The sequence below is a fragment of the Methylosinus sporium genome (assembly GCF_003113265.1).
Taxonomy (GTDB): domain Bacteria; phylum Pseudomonadota; class Alphaproteobacteria; order Rhizobiales; family Beijerinckiaceae; genus Methylosinus; species Methylosinus sporium.
This window is the reverse complement of sequence record NZ_PUIV01000002.1, coordinates 102815-118654: the sequence shown is the minus strand read 5'-3', so window position 1 is coordinate 118654 and position 15840 is coordinate 102815. Positions and strand designations below refer to the sequence as shown.

General features: G+C 66.5%; 17 protein-coding genes. 8 read left to right on the top strand and 9 right to left on the bottom strand.

Annotation, left to right across the window (positions count from 1 at the left end; genetic code table 11):
* Nucleotides 1-116 precede the first annotated feature (116 nt).
* Nucleotides 117-1325 (bottom strand): BaiN/RdsA family NAD(P)/FAD-dependent oxidoreductase, encoded by a 1209-nt coding sequence (locus tag C5689_RS02685; protein WP_108915729.1) that lies wholly within the window; start codon nt 1323-1325, stop codon nt 117-119.
* Between the two features lie 103 nt (nt 1326-1428).
* Here C5689_RS02685 and C5689_RS02680 point away from each other — a divergent pair, with 103 nt between their 5' ends.
* Complete coding sequence (locus C5689_RS02680) at nt 1429-2460, top strand: RluA family pseudouridine synthase (RefSeq protein WP_108915830.1); 1032 nt, start codon at nt 1429-1431, stop codon at nt 2458-2460.
* A 24-nt stretch (nt 2461-2484) separates the two neighbouring features.
* On the top strand, nt 2485-2916 hold the full coding sequence (locus tag C5689_RS02675; RefSeq protein WP_108915728.1) for a DUF2267 domain-containing protein: 432 nt from the start codon (nt 2485-2487) through the stop codon (nt 2914-2916).
* 40 nt (nt 2917-2956) lie between these two features.
* On the opposite strand, the gene C5689_RS02670 is transcribed toward C5689_RS02675, so the two are convergent.
* The gene (locus C5689_RS02670) at nt 2957-3817 is read right to left on the bottom strand and encodes a LysR family transcriptional regulator (RefSeq protein WP_108915727.1); all 861 of its coding nucleotides are present in this window, start codon (nt 3815-3817) and stop codon (nt 2957-2959) included.
* A 100-nt stretch (nt 3818-3917) separates the two neighbouring features.
* Between C5689_RS02670 and C5689_RS02665 the strand changes: the two genes are divergently transcribed.
* From C5689_RS02665 to msrQ, 5 genes are all read left to right on the top strand, one after another.
* Nucleotides 3918-4907, top strand: coding sequence for a zinc-dependent alcohol dehydrogenase family protein (locus C5689_RS02665; protein WP_108915726.1), 990 nt, complete (start codon nt 3918-3920; stop codon nt 4905-4907).
* Between the two features lie 206 nt (nt 4908-5113).
* Complete coding sequence (locus C5689_RS02660; RefSeq protein WP_146188306.1) at nt 5114-5314, top strand: hypothetical protein; 201 nt, start codon at nt 5114-5116, stop codon at nt 5312-5314.
* Between the two features lie 241 nt (nt 5315-5555).
* Nucleotides 5556-6446, top strand: coding sequence for an RNA polymerase sigma factor RpoH (gene rpoH / locus C5689_RS02655; protein ID WP_108915724.1), 891 nt, complete (start codon nt 5556-5558; stop codon nt 6444-6446).
* Nucleotides 6447-6545: 99 nt separating this feature from the next.
* Entirely contained in the window at nt 6546-7481 is a 936-nt protein-coding gene (gene msrP / locus C5689_RS02650; RefSeq protein ID WP_108915723.1) for a protein-methionine-sulfoxide reductase catalytic subunit MsrP, read from the top strand.
* Nucleotides 7482-8081, top strand: a complete 600-nt coding sequence (msrQ, locus tag C5689_RS02645) for a protein-methionine-sulfoxide reductase heme-binding subunit MsrQ (RefSeq protein WP_108915722.1) — start codon at nt 7482-7484, stop codon at nt 8079-8081.
* Nucleotides 8082-8094: 13 nt separating this feature from the next.
* Here msrQ and C5689_RS02640 read toward each other — a convergent pair whose 3' ends face one another.
* Together C5689_RS02640 and C5689_RS02635 are read right to left on the bottom strand one after the other, a co-directional pair.
* Nucleotides 8095-8382 carry a ribbon-helix-helix domain-containing protein gene (locus C5689_RS02640; protein ID WP_108915721.1) on the bottom strand — a complete coding sequence of 96 codons (288 nt, stop codon included), beginning with the start codon at nt 8380-8382 and terminating at the stop codon, nt 8095-8097.
* Nucleotides 8379-10382, bottom strand: coding sequence for a glycosyltransferase family 2 protein (locus tag C5689_RS02635; protein ID WP_108915720.1), 2004 nt, complete (start codon nt 10380-10382; stop codon nt 8379-8381). Before C5689_RS02635 ends, C5689_RS02640 begins: the two co-directional genes overlap by 4 nt.
* A 57-nt stretch (nt 10383-10439) precedes the next feature.
* On the opposite strand from C5689_RS02635, the gene C5689_RS02630 reads away from it, so the two are divergent.
* A complete protein-coding gene (locus C5689_RS02630; protein ID WP_108915719.1) occupies nt 10440-11327 on the top strand; it encodes a transporter substrate-binding domain-containing protein in 888 nt (295 codons plus the stop codon).
* Between the two features lie 49 nt (nt 11328-11376).
* On the opposite strand, the gene C5689_RS02625 is transcribed toward C5689_RS02630, so the two are convergent.
* From C5689_RS02625 to C5689_RS02605, 5 genes are all read right to left on the bottom strand, one after another.
* On the bottom strand, nt 11377-11841 hold the full coding sequence (locus C5689_RS02625; protein WP_108915829.1) for a baeRF12 domain-containing protein: 465 nt from the start codon (nt 11839-11841) through the stop codon (nt 11377-11379).
* Between the two features lie 205 nt (nt 11842-12046).
* Nucleotides 12047-12928: a 3-hydroxybutyryl-CoA dehydrogenase gene (locus tag C5689_RS02620; RefSeq protein ID WP_108915718.1), complete on the bottom strand. Its 882-nt coding sequence runs from the start codon at nt 12926-12928 to the stop codon at nt 12047-12049.
* Between the two features lie 249 nt (nt 12929-13177).
* Nucleotides 13178-14122, bottom strand: a complete 945-nt coding sequence (locus C5689_RS02615) for an electron transfer flavoprotein subunit alpha/FixB family protein (RefSeq protein ID WP_108915717.1) — start codon at nt 14120-14122, stop codon at nt 13178-13180.
* On the bottom strand, nt 14123-14869 hold the full coding sequence (locus tag C5689_RS02610) for an electron transfer flavoprotein subunit beta/FixA family protein (protein ID WP_108915716.1): 747 nt from the start codon (nt 14867-14869) through the stop codon (nt 14123-14125).
* A gap of 202 nt (nt 14870-15071) precedes the next feature.
* Complete coding sequence (locus C5689_RS02605; protein WP_108915715.1) at nt 15072-15776, bottom strand: rhomboid family intramembrane serine protease; 705 nt, start codon at nt 15774-15776, stop codon at nt 15072-15074.
* Nucleotides 15777-15840 lie beyond the last annotated feature (64 nt).

The window sequence follows — 15840 nt, the reverse complement described above, 5'->3', positions numbered from 1 at the left end:
TCCTATAGACGCAATAGGCTTAATCGCGCGTTTTGCCGATAGGCTGCGCTTTGTCGCGACAGGCGCTCTCAGAAGAATAATCGACTGCGGCGGCCTCGCTCGACAGATGGTCGTTTTTAAAAATGCGCGCCCCGGCCGACGAGGCCGAGCGCCCGCGCGGCGCCGCGAGCCGCGACGAAAGCGCTCGAAAAGCTCGCCTGAAGCAGATAGCCGCCGGTCGGCGCGTCGAAATCCAGCATTTCGCCGGCGATGAAGACGCCGGGAAGCTTTTTCAGCATCAGATCGTCGTCGAGCGCCGCGAAGCGCACGCCGCCGGCGGTGGAAATCGCGCGCTCGAGGCCAGCCGTCCCGACAATGGCGAGCGGGAGGTTTTTCACGCGCTCGGCGAGCGCTCCGGCCTCCTGCGGCAATGGCCCGGACAAACGCAGCAGCGCGATCTCCTGCTTCGTCAGCCGCAGCGTTTTGCGCAGAAAGGTCGCGAGCGATTGCTTTTCGCGCGGGCGCGCGAGCCGTTGCGCGATCTCTTCGACGGCGCCGCTCGGACGCAGATCGATATGCAGCGTCGCGGCGCCGTCGCGCGCGATCGCGCGGCGCAGGCCGGAGGCGAGCGCATAGACCGGGCCGCCTTCGAGGCCCGTTCGCGTGATCACAATGTCGCCGAAGACGCGCTCGTCGCAATGGCGCAGAGCGATGGTCTTCAATGGCGTCCCTTCGAAAGCGGCGCGGAATTCCGCCGGCCATTCGACCATCACGCCGCAATTGGCGGGCGCGAGCGGCGCGATCTCGATTCCCTTCGCTCGCAGGATTTCGACCCAGCCGCCATCGGCGCCGAGCCGCGGCCAGGAGGCGCCGCCGAGCGCCAAAATCGTCGCATCGGCGGCGATGGCGCGCCGCGCGCCCTGCGCATCTTCGATCAGCGGCTCGCCGCTCTCCGCAAAGCCCAGGAAGCGCGCGCGCGTTTCTATGTGCACGCCATTGGCGGCGAGCCGCGCCAGCAGCGCCCGCAGCAGCGGCGAGGCCTTGAAGCTCTTGGGGAAGACGCGCCCGCTGGAGCCGACGAAGGTCTCTTCGCCGAGTTCGGCGCAATAGTCGCGCAAGCGTTGCGGCGGAAAGGCGCGGATGATCGAGCCGAGCCGATCTGCGGCTTCGCCATAGCGGGCGATAAGCCTATCGAGCGGCTCGCTATGCGTGATATTGAGGCCGCCGCGCCCGGCCATCAGAAATTTGCGGGCAGCGCTCGGCTTGCGCTCATAGACGGTGACGCTCGCGCCCTGCTGCGCGAGCTGGTCCGCGGCGAAGAGACCGGCCGGTCCGCCGCCGACGATGACGCAATTCGGCGTGGATGGGGCGGGCGCGATGGTCGGGCTCCGATACGAAATCGAGGACAGGCGCGCTGGTTAGCACGCCGACAGCATGAGAAGGAAATCCATGCGCGAAGGCGCCGCAGAAATCACTTTGATCGAAGAGGAAGACGATATTCTGTTCTCCTTCGAGGTTCCGCCGGAGGCGGCGGGGGCGCGGCTCGACCGCTTCCTCGCCGAGCGGCCGGAACTCGTCGCCGCCCATCTCTCCCGCACGCGGCTGAAAGTGCTGATCGAGGACGGGCGGCTGACGATCGGCGGCGGCGCCGCGCGCGACGCCAGCCGCCGCCTCGCCGCGGGCGATTCCGTCACCCTCACCGTGCCGCCGCCCGAGCCCGCCGAGCCGCAGCCAGAAAATATTCCGCTGAATGTGGTGTTCGAAGACGCGCATCTGCTGGTCGTCGACAAGCCCGCGGGGCTGGTGGTGCATCCCGCCCATGGCCATGAGACCGGGACGCTGGTGAACGCGCTGCTCGCCCATTGCGGCGCGAGCCTCTCGGGCATAGGCGGCGTCAAAAAGCCCGGCATCGTGCATCGCATCGACAAGGACACCTCCGGCCTGCTGGTCGTCGCCAAGACCGACGCGGCGCATAAGGGCCTGTCGCGCCTCTTCGAGGATCACGGCCGCAAGCTGCATCTGGTGCGCGAATATCTCGCCTTCGTCTGGGGCGCGCCTGAGCGTCGCCATGGCGTGATCGAGGCGCCCATCGGCCGCCACTCGACGCAGCGCGAGAAAATGGCCGTCGTGCCCGAGGAGCGCGGCCGCGAGGCGGTGACGCATTGGGAGCTGGTCGAGAGCTTCGGACCTGCGTCACTCGTGGCCTGCCAGCTGGAGACCGGCCGCACGCATCAGATTCGCGTGCATATGGCCCATATCGGCCATCCTCTGATCGGCGACGCGACCTATGGCGCCGGCTTCAAGACCAAGACCGCGCTGCTCGCGCCTGCCGCCCGCGCCGCCGTGGAGACGCTCGGCCGCCAGGCGCTGCACGCGGCCTCGCTCGGCTTCGCTCATCCGGTGACGCGCGAGGAGCTGATGTTCGAGAGTAAGTTGCCGGAAGACCTCACGGCCTTGCAGAATGCGCTCGCAACGAGCTGACCCGCGACGACGAGACGATGAGCCATGCCGATTCCGATGGAATATCAGCACGCCTCCGAGGAGTTCGAGCGCTTCCTGCGACTCGTCGTCGAGCGAACGGGGTTGGCGACGCGCAATCAGGCCTATACGACGGCGCAAAGCGTCCTGCTGACATTCCGCCGACGCCTCGAAATTTCCGAGGCGATTCGCTTCGCCGGCGTGCTTCCTCCGGTGCTGCGCGCGATCTTCGTCGCCGATTGGGACATGGAAGAGCCGCTGCGCGCGTTCTCGTCCCGAGCGGCGCTGACGGAGGAAGTCCGATCCTTACGGCGAGACCATAATTTTTCGCCCGACAGCGCCATCGTCGATGTCGCCGGCGCTCTGCGCACCTGCGTGGATGCGGTGGAATTCGATCGCATATTGGCGACGCTCCCGCCCGGAGCGGGGGAATTCTGGAGCCTCGCCCCGCCCGGCTAGCGTTTCCAGCCGAAGTGGACACCGGTTCGGCTTCGCCGCCTCACGGCCGCAGGCGCGGCTCGGCGGCGATGCAATCGGCGAGAAAATCCATGACGGCGCGAACCGCCGGCGAACGGCGCAGATCAGGATAGGCGATCAGCCAGAGATCGCGCTCGGGCGGCGGCGGATCGATCGGCAAGCGCGTGAGCGCCGGATCGTCGTCTCCCATGAAATCCGGCAGAACAGCCGCTCCCGTTCCGGCGCGCGCGGCGGCCTGCTGCGCGAAAAGATCATTGGCCTCGAAGACGATGCCGCGCCCGCCCGCGAATTTGCGGAGCCAAGCCTGCTGCGCCAGATGGCCGAGCGATTCGTCAAAACCGACGAACTCCCATTGCTCCGGCGGCCGCCGCGCGACATCGGCGCCGGCGTAGAGGCCGAAGCGCATGGCGCCCACGCGCCGCGCGACGGCGGTCTCCTCCTCCGGCCGGCTCATGCGGATCGCAATATCCGCCTCGCCGCGATCGAGCGCCGCAAAGCTGGCGGAGGCGAGCAGCACCAGCTTCAATTGCGGATGGACCCGCCGCAGCGCCTCTATGCGCGGCGCGACGCAGAGCGTCGCCAGCACCGGCGGCAGCGACACGCGAACCGCGCCGACGAGCGTCAGCGCCGCGCCGCGCGAGCGCCGCAGCACGTCTTCGGCGAGCGACTCCATCCGCTCGGCCGCTGCGGCGATCGCCGCTCCATCTTCGGTCAGTGGCCGGCTGCGCGGCAGGCGATCGATCAGCCGCAGCCCCAGCGACGCCTCCAGGGCGGCGATGCGGCGTCCGACCGTCGCATGATCGACATCGAGCTCGCGCGCCGCGGCCGACAGCGAGCCGCAACGCGACAGCACCAAAAAGAAGCGCAGGTCCTCCCAATCCATCGGGGAATTATCGCACAGATCTTGTGAGCGTTCGCCGAATTTTCGCTCCGCTCGTCCATCGCTAAGATCGACCGATATTTTCACATGAGGAGACCCACGCATGTCGCGAATCATTCGCTTTCACCGTCTCGGCGGCCCGGAAGTTCTCCAGATCGACGAGATCGAGCTCGGCGTGCCGAAGGCCGGCGAGATTCGCCTGCGCGTCCGCGCGATCGGCCTCAATCGCGCCGAATCCATGTTCCGCTCCGGCGCCTATATCGAGACGGCGCGCCTGCCTTCGCTGCTCGGCTATGAGGCCTCGGGCGAGATAGAGGCGATCGGCGAAGGCGTGACGGGCTTTTCCATCGGCGACGCCGTGAGCACAATGCCGGCTTTCTCCATGACCGAATACGGCGTCTATGGCGACGCCGCAATCGTCCCCGCTCATGCGGTGGTGAAGCATCCAAAATCGCTGTCTTGGAGCGAGGCCGCGGCGATCTGGATGCAATATCTCACCGCCTATGGCGCGCTGGTCGAGATCGGCGGCGTCTCCGCCGGCGATGCGGTGATCGTCACCGCGGCGTCGAGCAGCGTCGGCCTCGCCGCCATACAGATCGCCAGAGCCGCCGGCGCGACGCCGATCGCCGTCACGCGCAAGAGCGCCAAGCGCGAGGCGTTGCAGAAAGCCGGCGCGAGCCATGTCGTCGTGACCGAGAGCGAGGACCTCGTCGAAAAGACGCAACGCATCACCGAAGGCGAAGGCGTGCGTCTCGTCTTCGATCCGATCGGCGGGCCCGGCGTCGCGGCGCTGGCCGAAGCGGCCGCCGTCGGCGGAATTGTTTTTCTCTATGGCGCGCTCTCCAGCGAGCCGACGCCTTTTCCCTTGTTCGCCGCCATTCGCAAGCAGCTCACGCTGCGCGGCTACACGCTGTTCTCGGTGACGCGCGATCCGCAAAAGCGCGAGCGCGGCGTGCGCTTCGTGCTCGACGGATTGGAGTCGGGGCGCCTTTCGCCGATCATCGCACGCAGCTTCCCGTTCGAGCAGATCGTCGAAGCGCATCGCTTTCTCGAATCGAACGAGCAGATCGGCAAGATCGTCGTCACGGTCTGATCGCCTCGTTCGACTTTCTCGCGATCTCTCACGCGACACAGCGAAATAATCGAATCCGCGCGCTGCGAGCCCGAAGGCTCGCGTTTCAGGCCGCTCTCCACCGGACCGCGAGCCTCAGGCTCACAATTCGCGTCGATGTGCGATGGAGCGATTGTTTCACCGTGTCGTCCTATGCTCGCGACCTAATTCGATTCGCGAGAGGCGCCATGTCTGGTGTGCTGTCGATTCTCATGGGCGTCGGCGCCGGAATCATCGTGATCTCGGTCGCGACCTATGTCGCCGTCCGGCCCTATCTCCATCGCGACTTTTCAAAGTCTTCCCTGCCCGATGTGACGCCTCGGCGCGACGATGTGACCAGCGCGAGCAATTTGGAAGGCTGCGGCGATCCACCCGGGGAAGATGCGTGAGCGCGTTCGAAGAAAAGATCGGCGCTCCGAGGGCGTGACCTCGCGCCGCGGCGCGCTAGTTGAGCGCGAATTCTCCGCCCCTACGCACATTACAGAAATTTAACCCGACGGCCATTCGGCGCTTAGCGAACAGCCATCTTTCGGCCATGCTCGGATCGGTCTATATTGAGGCGTTGCGGCCGGCGCTCGCGGTCGCGCATTACGGGCTCGCCGCATATCGGGGGCCCGTCAGGAGGTGAAAATGGCGAACGCCCTGCCCATCGTCTCCGGTGAAAGCGGCCTCGCGCGATACCTCGCCGAGATCCGCCGGTTCCCCATGCTGGAGCCGCAGGAAGAATATATGCTCGCAAAGCGCTGGCGCGAGCACGAGGACCCGCAAGCCGCGCAAAAGCTCGTCACCTCCCATCTGCGGCTCGTCGCCAAGATCGCCATGGGCTATCGCGGCTATGGCCTGCCGATCGGCGAGATCGTGTCCGAGGGCAATGTCGGCCTGATGCAGGCGGTCAAGCGCTTCGAGCCGGACCGCGGCTTTCGGCTGGCCACCTACGCCATGTGGTGGATCCGCGCCTCGATCCAGGAATATATCCTGCGCTCCTGGTCGCTCGTGAAAATGGGCACCACCGCGAGCCAGAAGAAGCTGTTCTTCAATCTCCGCAAGGCCAAGAGCAAGATTTCGGCCTTCGAGGACGGCGATCTGACGCCCGAGCATGTCGAGACGATCGCCACCCGCCTCGGCGTCTCCAAGCAGGACGTAATCGAGATGAACCGCCGTATGGCCGGCGACGCCTCGCTCAATGCGCCGCTGCGCGAGGAAGGCGAAGGCGAGTGGCAGGACTGGCTCGTCGACGATTCGTCCGCCGATCAAGAGCATGTGCTCCTGCGTCAGGAGGAGAGCAATAATCGGCTCGACGCATTGCGCGGCGCGCTGACGGTTCTCAATCCGCGCGAGCGCCGCATCTTCGAGGCGCGCCGCCTCTCCGACGATCCCGTCACGCTCGAGGATTTGTCGGAGGAGTTCGGCGTCTCCCGCGAGCGCGTGCGGCAAATCGAGGTCCGCGCCTTCGAGAAGGTGCAGTCCGCGGTGCGCGCCGGAATTGCGCGGCTCGAGGCGCTGCCCGCGGCCTCGCTCTGACGCGAGACGCGCGCGGCGTAACGCTCGCGCGCCGGCTGACGAAATAGGAGCGGCGGACCCGAGAGGGCCGGCCGCTCTTTCTTTTTGCCCGAGGCGCAAATGCTGATTCGCCATTCGCCCGACATCGCCCCATCCGAGATCACGCCGCGCTCCCTCTATCTGCGGCGGCGCGAGTTTCTCGCCGGCTTCGGCGCGGGCCTCGCTTTCGCGGGCGCGGCGCAGGCGGCGGCGCTCGCCGCCGCGCGCAGCGCTTTCTCGACCAACGAGCCCAAGACGCCGCGGGCGGATGTGCTGGCCTATAATAATTTCTATGAGTTCGGCGGCCGCAAGAGCGATCCGGCCGACAACGCTCATACGCTGACCACCGAGCCCTGGACGGTGCGGATCGACGGACTCGTCGCAAAGCCCGCGGATTATCGGCTCGAGGACCTCATAAAACCGCTCGCGCTCGAGGAGCGCGTCTATCGAATGCGCTGCGTCGAGGGCTGGTCCATGGTCATTCCCTGGATCGGCGCGCCCCTCTCGGAGATATTGAAGCGCGTAGAGCCTCTGGGCTCCGCCAAATATGTGGCCTTCGAGACTCTGGTGCGGCCGGAGGAAATGCCCGGCCAGAAGGGCCTGCTGCAGCTTCTGCCCTGGCCCTATGTCGAGGGGCTGCGGCTCGACGAGGCGCTGCATCCGCTCACAATTCTCGCCACCGGCCTCTATGGCGAGACGCTGCCCAATCAGAATGGCGCGCCGCTGCGGCTGGTGGTTCCGTGGAAATATGGCTTCAAGGGCATCAAATCCATCGTGCGCATCTCGCTCACCGAGACGCAGCCCAAGACGTCCTGGAACATTCAAAATCCACGCGAATACGGCTTCTATTCCAACGTCAATCCGAACGTCGACCATCCGCGCTGGAGCCAGGCCACAGAGCGGCGGATCGGCGAGGGCGGACTCTTCGCCAAAAGGCGGCCGACGCTGATGTACAATGGCTATGCCGATCAGGTCGCCTCGCTCTATAGCGGCATGGACCTCGAGCGGTATTTTTAAATGCGCGCCGCTCTCCGCATCCCAAAGCTCGTCGTCTATGTCGCGGGCCTGGTCCCGGCGGCCTGGACCTTTTATCTCGGCCTTCAGGACCGGCTGGGGCCGGAGCCGATCAAGGCCCTGGAGCAGGAGCTCGGGCTGTGGTCCTTGCGCTTTCTGCTGCTGTGCCTGCTGATCTCGCCGCTGCGCCGTGCGGGCGTCGATCTCTTGCGCTATCGCCGCGCGCTGGGGCTGCTCGCCTTTTATTATGCGGCGCTGCATCTTTCCGCCTATGTCGCGCTGGACCATGGCTTCGACTGGACCGCCATCGGCCGCGATATTTTGAAGCGGCCCTATGTGACGATCGGCATGGCGGCTTTCGTCATCCTCGTCCCGCTCGCCGCGACCTCCAACAACGCCGCGATCCGCCGGCTCGGGGCCGCGGCCTGGGCGCGGCTGCACCGGCTCGTCTATGTCGCGGCCATATTGGCGGCGGCGCATTTTCTGCTGATCGTGAAATCCTGGCCGGCGGAGCCTCTGCTCTACGCCGCCGCCACAATCGCTCTGCTGGCGGCGCGGGCGCTTCCCGCCGCTCGCCGCGCGCGGACTGCGTCGGCGTCGTGATCGGACCGGCGCGTCAGCCGCGGCCGAGCGCCCGCTCCATTGCGTAGACGCGCAGCGCCGAGGAGAGATTGGCGCGGCCGCGGGCGGCGTCCACACGCGCGACGAGGCCGGCGAGCGAGCAGCCGTCCTCCTCCGCCGCCCGCTTCAACGCCTCCCAGAACACGCGCTCGAGCGAGACGCTGGTGCTGTGGCCGGCGATGACCAGCGAATGTTTGGCGATCGTGGAAGATGAATCCTCCTGCGCCGCGGCCGGGTCGAATGTCGCGGCCGAAGCGTCTTTGGCGCGCGCGCGTCTGATCATGGTCTCGTCGGTTCCAGTCTCAACGGCTTCGGTCTCATCGGCTCCGCGCTCCGGGAAACGGCAAAATGCGCGGTCTTGTCCCAATAGAAGGGCCGGACGCACAGCTCGCGCAAGGCGCGCCAGGCGGCGAAGGACAGCATCAGACCCCACAGCGGCCAGCGCAACAGCGCCGGCCAGAGCCAGAGAATGTCGGCCTCGCCCATGGCGACGAGCCGCGGCCAAACACTCGCCGCGAGCCCGCCGCAGGCGACGACGCAATAAAGGCCGCTGGCGAGGCCGTCGCCGAGCGTCGACGGCGCCAGCAGCGCGCCGAAGGCTGCGTCATAGGCGAGAAAGGACAAAAAAAACGGCGCATGGAGCGGCGCGACGAAGCCGCCCGCCAGCAGGACCAGCGCCGCCGCGCCGCGCAGGACGCCGAGATCGGCGAAATAGGCGGAAGGCTCGCGGCAATGGACGAGGGCGGTCTGCATCCAGCCTTTCATCCAGCGGCTGCGCTGCGCCACCAGAGCCGAAAAGCGCATCGGCGCCTGCTCATGCGTGCGCGAGGCGAAGGTGCGGATCGCATAGCCGCGCCGCAGCAGCCGCAGGCCGAGATCGGCGTCCTCCGTCACGTTGAACGCATCCCAGGCGCCGACGGCGCGCAGCGCGGAAAGGCGAAAATGATTGGAGGAGCCGCCGAGGAAAAAGGGCAGGCCGGCCGCCGAGGCGCCCTTGTCGATCACCTCGAACAAGACGGCGTAATCGATGCCGAACATGGCCGTCATCCAATTGCGCCGATGATTGTGGATGAAGAGGCTGGCCTGCAGGCAGGCGAGATTTTCATCGGCCGCGGCGAAGAGCGCGGCGGCGTCGCGCAGCTGGCGGCGATCGGGCAGATCCTCGGCGTCGAAAACGGCGACCAGCGAGCCGCGCAAAAAGGGGACCGCCATATTGAGCGCGCGCGGCTTGGTGCGCGGCGCGCCGGGCGGCGCGACGATAATCTCCCAGCCGGGCCGCAGACGCGCGGCGCGCAGGGCCGCGGTGGTTTCGAGATCGTCGCATTCGACGACGAATTTCACGTCGAGCTTGGCGGGCGGATAGTCGATCGCGCGGAGCGCCTCGGTCAATTGCGGAACGACGCCGGCCTCGTCATAGAGCGCCACGACGATGGAATAGACTGGGAGATCGCGCTCCTCCAGCGCGGGCGCCGTCTCGCGCCCGCGGCCGCGCATCGCGCAGACATGAAGACGCAGGCCGATATTGGCGAGGAACAGCGCAGCGAGCAGCGCCGCGACGCTCGAGGCGATCGCCGGCGCCGGCGCGAGCCAAGCTGCGATCAGAGCGAGATTGCCGAGCGCGAAGCCGAGCGGCGCGCGGCCGTGGAGCGCCCGCCGCGCGGCGAGCTCCGGCGTGACGCGCTCCACCGAATAGGCGGCGGCCTCGGCGAGCTTGCGCGCCGAGCAGCGGCGCAACGCCTCCTCGAACACGAAGGGGCGCGTGAGCGCGAAGAGCGGCCGCCCGGCCGAGGACCGCGTCACGCCGACGAGCCGGGATATCTGGTCGCCGCGCGGCGCGAACAGAAAGCGCAGGCCCCTCGGCTCCTCGGCGAGACGGGCGTAGCCGCGCGCGACATCCAGCTCGATGCTGTCCGAGGGCTCGAGCGCGGGCGGAGGATCGAGATAGGGAACGCTGAGCTCGGTCGCCAGAATGCGATAGAAGCGCTCTTCGGGAATCAGCCCATCGGCGATCAGCGCGACATCGGCCGTGACGCCCTGACGGCGGGCGATGGTCGCGCCATATTGCAGCAGAACCAGTGGCGCGCCATGTGCGGCGAGAAAGGCGATCTCGGCGGGGAGCGGCCGGCCCGCGCCGGGCGTCGGCGTCTCCGGCGCTGGGCGCGCGCGTTGGCGGGCGAGCGCGGATTCGCTCGCGGCCTCACGCCGGCGCGCAAATCCGGCGCTGTCGTCGCGATGCGGAATCGGCGGATACGGCGAAACCCTATCGACCGGATTCACGCTCATACGCTAATCTCCGCGACGCGCGGGCTCCCGCCGCGCCGTGCGGCTGCGAGGCCTCGAATGATCTGCGAGAAAAGAACAGTGGCGGAAGCTTGGCGCAGAAGCTCGATTTTGACAAGCTTTCGCTCGGCGCTCGTCATTTTATTACTAGCGGGCGCTTCGTCGCGCGCTGCGGAGACGACCAATGCGGCCGCTCCTTCCTTCTGGGACCCGTCGCGGAAAATAGAAAAACCCGACCTCTCCGCGATCAAGCAGATCCGCTTTCTCACCGAGGATGATTTTCCGCCTTTCGATTTCGCTCTGCCGGACGGAACGATCGCCGGCTTCAATGTCGATCTGGCGCGCGCCATTTGCGAGGAGTTGGAGCTTCCCTGCACCATTCAGCGCCGCCGCTGGGACACGCTGGCCGCAGCGCTCGACGAGAACGCCGGCGACGCCGCCATCGCCTCCTTCGCCATCACCGCCGAGACGCGCAAGAAAATGGATTTCACCGCGCCCTATTACACGACGCCGGGCCGCTTCGTGACGCGCACGGATTCGACGCTTCCCGGCGCCGCGCCGGAAGCGCTCGCCGATCGCACCATAGCGGTCGCCGCCGACAGCGCGCATGAGGCCTATCTGCGCAAATTCTTTCCCAAATCGACGCTGGCGACCTATCCCACCGCGCAGCAGGCGCGCACGGCGCTGAAGGAGGGCCGCGCCCATGCGATGTTCGGCGACGCCATATCGCTGGCCTTTTGGCTGAACGGCGCCGACGCCGCCGATTGCTGCATGTTCAAGGACGGGCCTTATTCCGATCCGAATTTTTTCGGCGACGGCGTCGGCGTCGCCGTGAAAAAGAACAATATAGCGCTGCGCCGCGCCTTGGATTACGCGCTCGCGCGCGTCGCCCAGAAGGGCGTCTACGCCGAGCTCTATCTGAAATATTTTCCGCTGGGGCCTTATTGAGAATCCCCGCTCCCTCGCCGCATGAGCGAGGAGCGGGGCGAAGGCGGCCTCATCCTTCCGCGCGGAATTCGCGCGCCAGGGCCTTCTCGATCTCGGGCAGAGGATGGCGGGTCAAATCCTTGTCCAGCTCGCCCTTCACTTTGCTCTTGGCCTTGTGACTCAACTCCTGCCGCAGATCGCCGAGCACGCGCGGCGGGGCGATGATGACGATCTCGCTCAATTCGCCGGCCTCGGCGGCGGTGTTGATCCGCTCGGCGATCGCGCGAGCGAAATGCTCTTTCTCCAGCTCGTGCCAATCGGCGTTCTCGACGGCGCTGCGCGGCGCGCCCGCCGTGCCATAGGCGCGGCCCGGCGCATCGCTGCCCTGCTCGCGGGTCGGCGGATTTTCATCCACCCGCGCCTCCATGACGCGCAGGTCGAGCAGATCGGGATCGCCGTGATTTTGCAGAAACAAGGCCCTGCGGCCGTCGCCGACGAGAACCCAGGCCCCATTGTGAACGGCAATATTGGTCATGTTTTTCGTCTTTCGTTGAACGCCCACGAGACTCCATTTGGGAAGGCGGCGCGGCGTCGGCAACCGCGGTCGATTGCCGCGCTCTGGCTCCGCGCGTCGTCGTCGACCGGCGCGCGGCGACGGCCGCGCTCGTCCGCTTCATCGAAAGTGAAGGGTTTTTGAGCGAGCCTTCGGGCTCGCTTCTCCGAATGAGCCGGAATCCGCCTCAGCGGGTCGGGACGGGCGTGCCGCTGCGGTAATCGTAGAAGCCGCGCTGCGTCTTGCGGCCGAGCCAGCCGGCCTCGACATATTTCACCAGCAGCGGGCAGGGGCGGTATTTCGAATCGGCGAGCCCCTCGTGCAGCACCTGCATCACCGAGAGGCAGACGTCGAGCCCGATGAAATCGGCGAGCTGCAGCGGGCCCATCGGATGATTGGCACCGAGCTTCATCGCCGTGTCGATCGCCTCCACCGAGCCGACGCCCTCATAGAGCGTGTAGATCGCCTCGTTTATCATCGGCAGCAGGATGCGATTGACGATGAAGGCCGGAAAATCCTCCGACACCGTCACCGTCTTGCCGAGCTCGCCGATGAACTGCTTGGCCGCCTCGAAGGTCTTATCCTCGGTGGCGATGCCGCGAATCACCTCGACGAGCTGCATCTTCGGCACCGGATTCATGAAATGAATGCCGATGAACTGTTCCGGCCGTCCCGTCACCGCGGCGAGGCGGGTGATGGAGATGGAGGAGGTGTTGGTGCCGATGAAGGCGCCCGGCCGCAGCTTGGGGCCGAGCTCGGTGAGGATGCCGCGCTTGACCTCCTCATTCTCGGTGGCGGCCTCGATCACGAGGTCGCTGTCCGAAAAAGCCGCGTAATCCTTGGCCGGATGGATGCGGGCGACGGCGGCCTTGCGGGCGTCCTCGTCGATCTGGCCGCGCTCCACCGCCTTGGCGAGATGCGAGGCTATATCGTCCAGGCCAGCGTCGATGCGGCTCTCGGAGAGGTCGTTGAGCGCCACGTCGAAACCCGCGACCGCGCAGACCTGAGCGATGCCCTTGCCCATCTGCCCGGCGCCGACAATGCCGATCTTGCGAATTTCAGAGCCCATCTTTCGAACACCACCAGCGAGAAGCGGGACGCTTCCAATTCAGTATAGCGCGCGTTCGGCCTTTGTGAAAACCGGCGTTTGCACCGCAGCGAAACAAGCGGCTTCATCACCCTGACCTGGGAGGGCGTCAATCCCGGCGGGCCGCCGGCCCGACCGGGAATCGAGAGCGGCGCCAGATATTTGCGACGTCGCCCCCACCGGTTTCCGCCGCTCGCTGCGCGCGCGAGCGGGAAAAGAGCCCCAACCCCCTCAGCGGCCGGCCTTGGCCAGCTCGGCGTCGAGCTCCTTCAAGGTCGGGAAGAGATCCGCCACGAGGCCATAGTCGGCCACCTGGAAGATCGGCGCCTCCTCGTCCTTGTTGATCGCAACGATGACCTTGGAGTCCTTCATGCCGGCGAGATGCTGGATCGCGCCAGAGATGCCGATGGCGACATAGAGGTCCGGCGCCACCACCTTGCCGGTCTGGCCGACCTGCAGATCATTGGGGGCATAGCCGGCGTCGACCGCCGCGCGCGAGGCGCCGATGGCCGCGCCGAGGCGGGTCGCCACAGGCTCGATATATTCCTTGAAATTCTCCGAGCTCGCGAGACCGCGGCCGCCCGAGACGATGATCTTGGCCGCCGTCAGCTCCGGCCGCTCGGACTTGGCCAGCGCCTCGCTCTTGAAGCTCGACACCGAAGGATCGGAGCCCGCGCCGATCGCCTCGATCGCCGCCGAGCCGCCCTCGCCCGTCGCCGTGAAGGAGGCGGTGCGCACGGTGATGACCTTTTTGGCGTCCTTGGACCGCACGGTCTGAATGGCGTTGCCGGCGTAGATCGGCCGTTCGAACGTGTCGGCGGAGACGACCTTGATGATGTCCGATACCTGCGCCACGTCGAGCAGAGCGGCGACGCGCGGCAGCACATTCTTCGAGCTGGAGGTCGAAGGCGCGAGAATGGCGTCATAACCGCCGGCGAGGCCGACGATCAGCGCCGCCAGCGGCTCGGCCAGATGATGGCCATAGGCCGCGCCGTCGGCGACGAGCACTTTCTCGACGCCCGAGAGCTTGGCCGCGGCCTCGGCCGCCGGGCCGACATTCTTGCCCGCGACGAGAATATGGACGCCGCCGCCGATCTGCAGCGCCGCCGTCAGCGCCTTGGCGGTGGAGGGGGCGAGCGCGGACTCTGTGACTTCCGCGACGATGAGCGCCGTCATTTACAGAACTCCCGCAGTCTTGAGCTTTTCCAGCAATTCGGGGACGGAGCCGACCTTGATGCCGGCCTTGCGGGCCGGCGGCTCGGCCGTCTTCAGCACCTCGAGGCGCGGCGTGATGTCGACGCCGTAATCGGCCGGGGTCTTGGCCGCGACCTCTTTCTTCTTCGCCTTGATGATGTTCGGCAGGCTGGCGTAGCGCGGCTCGTTGAGGCGCAGATCCGTCGTCACCACCGCCGGCAGCTTCAGCGTCACCGTCTGCAGGCCGCCATCGACCTCGCGCGTCACATCCACGGAGCCCTCAGTGATCTCCACCTTGGAGGCGAAAGTGCCCTGGCCCCAGCCGAGCAGAGCGGCGAGCATCTGGCCGGTCTGGTTGCTGTCGTCGTCGATCGCCTGCTTGCCGAGAATGACGAGGCCGGGAGCCTCCTCGGCGACGATCTTGGCGAGAATCTTGGCCACCGCGAGCGGCTCGACCAGCTCGTCGGTCTTGACGTGAATGCCGCGGTCGGCGCCGATGGCCATGCCGGACCGCAAGGTCTCGTCCGCCTTGGCCGGGCCGATGGTGACGAGCACGACTTCCGTCGCCTTGCCGGCCTCTTTCAGGCGAATGGCCTCCTCGACGGCGATCTCGTCGAAAGGATTCATCGAAAATTTCACATTGGCGACGTCGACGCCCGAACCGTCCGGCTTGACCCTGATCTTCACATTGTAGTCGACCACCCGTTTGACGGGCACGAGAACCTTCATCGCGCAACTCCCGGCGAGATTGACCTTCGTCTCGATTGTTTCGAAAAATCGCGCTCTGTGGCCGAAAGGCCCCGATCGGCTTTTTCGAGCGCCGCGTCGAGAACGAATTAGCCCCGCGCGGCGCGAGGCGCGCGCGGAAAGCTCGGAAGACGCTCTGGTAGCCTCGGCTCGCTGCCCTGTCAAACTCTCGGCGCCGCGCTTTTCATCCCCAGGGCCCCTCGAATCTGCGCGGACCGAACCATTGCACGCCGCGCCGCTTGAACAGCGGCGTCAGAACGAGCCCGGCCAATATGCCGCCGATATGCGCCCACCAGCCGACATTGCCCTGATCGTCGGTCAGCGCATTGAAGAGCTGAAAGAGAATCCATGTGCCGACGAACAGCGAGGCGGGCGCATGGATCGGAATGATCCCGGCGACGAGGCCGAAAATGGTCGAGCGCGGATAGAGCAGGATGAAGGCGGCGCAAACGCCGGAGATCGCCCCGGAGGCGCCGACGAGCGGCGTGATGGTGAGCGGCGCGCCCACTGCGAACAGCATGGCGGCGGAGACGCCGCACAGAATATAGAAGACGAGATAGCCGGCGGACCCCATGGCGTCCTCGACATTATCGCCGAAGACATAGAGAAAGATCATGTTTCCCGCGAGATGGCCCAGGCCGGAATGGAAAAAGAGGCTGGTCAGCAGCGTCCACTCGGGTCCCGGCGTGACGATCCAGGGGGCGAGCTCGGCGCGGCCGAACAGCACCGCCGGTATGAGGCCGAAACCGCGCACCACAGTGAGTGGATCGCCGAAAGATTCGCTGAACACGGCGACGAAGACGGCGATGTTGATCGCCATCAGCGTCCAATTGACATAAGGCCGCCGCACATAATGGAGCGGCGCGTCGTCGTGTAGCGGCAGCACCATCTCGACTATTCTCCCCCAGCTGCGCCGCCACTGATTCCGAGCGATGCCGCTCGGCCTCGACCCA

What these genes read in the sequence shown, in the direction of transcription:
- C5689_RS02680 (WP_108915830.1), top strand. Translation starts at nt 1,429, where the DNA reads ATGCGCGAAGGCGCCGCAGAAATCACTTTGATCGAAGAGGAAGACGAT.
- C5689_RS02675 (WP_108915728.1), top strand. Translation starts at nt 2,485, where the DNA reads ATGCCGATTCCGATGGAATATCAGCACGCCTCCGAGGAGTTCGAGCGC.
- C5689_RS02670 (WP_108915727.1), bottom strand. Translation starts at nt 3,817, where the DNA reads ATGGATTGGGAGGACCTGCGCTTCTTTTTGGTGCTGTCGCGTTGCGGC.
- C5689_RS02665 (WP_108915726.1), top strand. Translation starts at nt 3,918, where the DNA reads ATGTCGCGAATCATTCGCTTTCACCGTCTCGGCGGCCCGGAAGTTCTC.
- C5689_RS02660 (WP_146188306.1), top strand. Translation starts at nt 5,114, where the DNA reads ATGTCTGGTGTGCTGTCGATTCTCATGGGCGTCGGCGCCGGAATCATC.
- rpoH (WP_108915724.1), top strand. Translation starts at nt 5,556, where the DNA reads ATGGCGAACGCCCTGCCCATCGTCTCCGGTGAAAGCGGCCTCGCGCGA.
- msrP (WP_108915723.1), top strand. Translation starts at nt 6,546, where the DNA reads ATGCTGATTCGCCATTCGCCCGACATCGCCCCATCCGAGATCACGCCG.
- msrQ (WP_108915722.1), top strand. Translation starts at nt 7,482, where the DNA reads ATGCGCGCCGCTCTCCGCATCCCAAAGCTCGTCGTCTATGTCGCGGGC.
- C5689_RS02640 (WP_108915721.1), bottom strand. Translation starts at nt 8,382, where the DNA reads ATGATCAGACGCGCGCGCGCCAAAGACGCTTCGGCCGCGACATTCGAC.
- C5689_RS02635 (WP_108915720.1), bottom strand. Translation starts at nt 10,382, where the DNA reads ATGAGCGTGAATCCGGTCGATAGGGTTTCGCCGTATCCGCCGATTCCG.
- C5689_RS02630 (WP_108915719.1), top strand. Translation starts at nt 10,440, where the DNA reads ATGATCTGCGAGAAAAGAACAGTGGCGGAAGCTTGGCGCAGAAGCTCG.
- C5689_RS02625 (WP_108915829.1), bottom strand. Translation starts at nt 11,841, where the DNA reads ATGACCAATATTGCCGTTCACAATGGGGCCTGGGTTCTCGTCGGCGAC.
- C5689_RS02620 (WP_108915718.1), bottom strand. Translation starts at nt 12,928, where the DNA reads ATGGGCTCTGAAATTCGCAAGATCGGCATTGTCGGCGCCGGGCAGATG.
- C5689_RS02615 (WP_108915717.1), bottom strand. Translation starts at nt 14,122, where the DNA reads ATGACGGCGCTCATCGTCGCGGAAGTCACAGAGTCCGCGCTCGCCCCC.
- C5689_RS02610 (WP_108915716.1), bottom strand. Translation starts at nt 14,869, where the DNA reads ATGAAGGTTCTCGTGCCCGTCAAACGGGTGGTCGACTACAATGTGAAG.
- C5689_RS02605 (WP_108915715.1), bottom strand. Translation starts at nt 15,776, where the DNA reads ATGGTGCTGCCGCTACACGACGACGCGCCGCTCCATTATGTGCGGCGG.